This is a genomic window from Gracilibacillus saliphilus, assembly GCF_010994085.1.
Lineage (GTDB): Bacteria > Bacillota > Bacilli > Bacillales > Amphibacillaceae > Gracilibacillus > Gracilibacillus lacisalsi.
The window spans coordinates 1-3,123 of the sequence record NZ_WJEB01000062.1 but is presented as its reverse complement, the minus strand read 5'-3'; the positions used below and the strand labels follow the sequence as shown (position 1 = coordinate 3,123).

General features: G+C 32.2%; 3 protein-coding genes. All 3 read right to left on the bottom strand.

Annotated features, from left to right (window positions below; translation table 11 throughout):
• Positions 1–401: 401 nt before the first annotated feature.
• On the bottom strand, positions 402–677 hold the full coding sequence (locus tag GHT08_RS21735) for a hypothetical protein (protein WP_163583476.1): 276 nt from the start codon (positions 675–677) through the stop codon (positions 402–404).
• A 122-nt stretch (positions 678–799) separates the two neighbouring features.
• The gene (locus GHT08_RS21730) at positions 800–1,330 is read right to left on the bottom strand and encodes a DUF2247 family protein (RefSeq protein WP_163583478.1); all 531 of its coding nucleotides are present in this window, start codon (positions 1,328–1,330) and stop codon (positions 800–802) included.
• Between the two features lie 17 nt (positions 1,331–1,347).
• On the bottom strand, positions 1,348–2,928 hold the full coding sequence (locus GHT08_RS21725) for a T7SS effector LXG polymorphic toxin (protein WP_163583477.1): 1,581 nt from the start codon (positions 2,926–2,928) through the stop codon (positions 1,348–1,350).
• Between the last annotated feature and the right edge of the window lie 195 nt (positions 2,929–3,123).

Sequence of the window (3,123 nt, the reverse complement as noted above, 5' to 3'; positions counted from 1 at the left end):
TTTACACCCAGCTTCTGCATGGCATTTGACATGCGGTGTAATTGCAAACTAAAAAGATAATTACTCTATTTAATTATATAAACCATTCTCTAAATAAAGATCCCTTCGAATTTTAAACTTTTTTATACATATCATACAAATTCAACAAACGTTCCCCTAACTTACTATTGAAATCCCACATATCCACTATTATCCGAGGATATGAAGGTACAAAATTCGGTGTTTTAAGCATCGTTTCAATTTCATCATAAAACTTCATTAATTGCGATACATTACCATCTTTTCCGTTTCCATTCTTGTGAGCATTTATTTCTGATTTAATCTGTATTTTTACTTCTTCTGCTTCTTTAAGAACTTTATTCTCCTGATTTTTTACTGGAATAATCTTACCTCCTAATAAGCTAAGAAGTTAACATAACTTCTAATTTATCTAACTCTAATACAAGTGGATCTGTATAACTTTTAGCTAAATTAGTATCAAAATAAGCTCTTAGCGCACCTTTTATTCGAGGGTTATTTTTAATATTGTTTAAATCCATATTTTCTAAATCGTTTAACTGTTTCTGTAATTTGTTCAAAAGTGTGTCTAGAAACTGATGATTATTATGATTTTTTTTCTCGTTTACAAGTTCAACAACTTTGTCTATTTGGATCTTAATTCTTTCATTTTCAGTCATAATACAATTCTCCTATTAATATAGTGAACTTTTGTATATCATCCACTACCTCTTAAAGAATTAACTCAGATCCAGAATTAATTTATTCATTTAGTCTATAGTCATGAAAATCAGATAAAAAACTAAACATTTTGTAAATACTGATGTTCAGTATCAAGAAAGTTAATAAATAAATTTATCAGTCTGATCTCATTCTCCTGTTGAGAATAGTTTGTAGGATTAACACCTTCTTTTGGAGGAAGATAGTGTATAAAATTATCCATATCTTCAGGGTATTGAAAATCAGCATAAACTTCAGCAATTTTATTCAATAGTTCTTCGTGTTTATCTATATAACTCATTTTCAAATTAACTAGTGCATTAAATCTCCATTTTCTTTTCTCGAGATCCCAAACATCCGTCCGTGTGAGAGACTCATCGATCCCTAAATCTGACATTAAATTCAATAGTAAATACTCGTGATCAATACCGTCCTCTCCCCATGCAAGTTCTATAATATTCTGATTGTTAGTCTCTGGGTGTTTAGTTAAAAATTCCACTGCATAATTGGTTATTTCCCTAGATTTTATTAGCTTAAGTTTAAAACCCACGTATATTGTTTTCCAATCGTAATTTATATTATGTTGTTTAAATGTCTCTAAATTAATGTTCATTATGATCACCTTTACTTTTATGGTCTTTGATTCGGATATCCTGTGATTGTTCCATTAGGAATAAACCTTCTATGTGTAATTCCTTTGTTCGGATCAACTATCCACTCAAATATACCTTTGTTGTCAATCACAGTCTCTTTTCTCTCTTTAATTCTTAAATCTTTGTTGTATATATCTTTATAATCATAATATTTTAGTCCACCTTCGATTTGATATAATTTTCTGTTAATTCCGTCTCCTCCTACTAATTCAAATTCGTCAGCATATTTTACGTAATTGTCGATAATATCATTAAAACCATGTTGTCCGTCTGTTTTCTTCAAAGCACTCCCTGTACGTATATTATTTAAAACTGGATGTGAAAGGTTTTGTTCTTGATTTTTCCCAAGATAAATTTCATAATTTCCTTGAGTACTATTAGCGAAAGTTCTGCTACTATTTCGCAACGTTGTCCCAACAGCTCCACCACCTGCTAAAATCCCAGCCAAGCCTATACTATCCATCCAGTGTTCAGCGGACAAGGGATCTTCCGGATTGACTGCTCTAGTTGCCATTTCCGTTGTTCCTATTGATAAATAATTAAGAAATGTCGACCCATTAAAATCCTTTTTCATAGCTTGATACCTGGCATCCATTCCATGATAAAAGTTGACAGCACCATCCGGTAGCCCCATTGTAAGATAATTCACGTAATCGTAAGTCGAATCATGTTTCTTTTCATTTCTTGTTTCTAATTCGCCATAAATGGATAGACCAATTTCTTTAAAACTATTTGCTGATTTGGTAACCGGTTCTAAAAAAGCCTCTAAAGAAGATTTTTTCTCGTATTTTTGTAAACCTTCTGATTTAGTTAGATTAGGGAATTCTCTCGATTCTAATATTGATCTTCTTGATCGTTCTTCCTGGGAGAGAAGCATCCTATTGAAATATGTATTCTCCTTCGCTTCTACCATATACTTTTTGATCATAGGCAGTTTCGTTTGGAAGTCTGTAGATGCAGATGATGTCTTGCTAGTTGCCTTCTCTACTTTACTCATCAAGGATCTTACTTCTTGAAGTGCACCTTCCATTTCCATCTGATCCCGTTTATGTCCTGAAGCGAAGGCATCCAACTTATCAGATAGCTTTTGCATGACCTGTATACTAGCTTCATTACTATTCTGCACCTGATTAATTGAAGGGGCAAAAGCAGTCGTTAAATCAGCAACACTTGATATAATGTGTTTTACTTCTGTGGAAACATTTTCTAGTTGATTGTATGTATGTAGTATATCATCCTCCTGTGCTTCAAGATAACTATCTTGTATCAACGCTTTATTACTAGTATCAATATTTTCTTGAAAATCTTGGATATGCTTTGCTAAGTTCGTTTCTAATTGTTCAAATACACCTGCAAAGGCTTGTAAAAGAGAACCATGCAAGATTTTAAAATATTCCTTTGCAGCTTCTGCTGCCTTCCCCTGGAACGTATCCATGTGCATGATCTGATCTATATTGGTTTCTACCTCTTCTATACTTTCTCGAATAGATTGAGTAGTTCTTTTCATCTCCTGATAAAAAGAACTTACTTCAGAGATGTTTACTTTCCTATTCAACATAACTCACCTCCACTATAAAAGGAGATACAAACCAATACATATTTTACTACATTTTACCTAGAAGATAGTATAGGCTAATACTACCATTTGAATTTCTTGTTAATTATTATGACTAGTACAAAACAAAAGGAGATTGATATTTAGATATTGAACAAATCTTTCACCAACAGAAAAACCAGTTATTCCTTTGTAGAA

Bases quoted from the DNA above. Each gene is read 5' to 3' on its own strand.
- GHT08_RS21735 (WP_163583476.1), bottom strand. From the start codon at position 677: ATGACTGAAAATGAAAGAATTAAGATCCAAATAGACAAAGTTGTTGAA.
- GHT08_RS21730 (WP_163583478.1), bottom strand. From the start codon at position 1,330: ATGAACATTAATTTAGAGACATTTAAACAACATAATATAAATTACGAT.
- GHT08_RS21725 (WP_163583477.1), bottom strand. From the start codon at position 2,928: ATGTTGAATAGGAAAGTAAACATCTCTGAAGTAAGTTCTTTTTATCAG.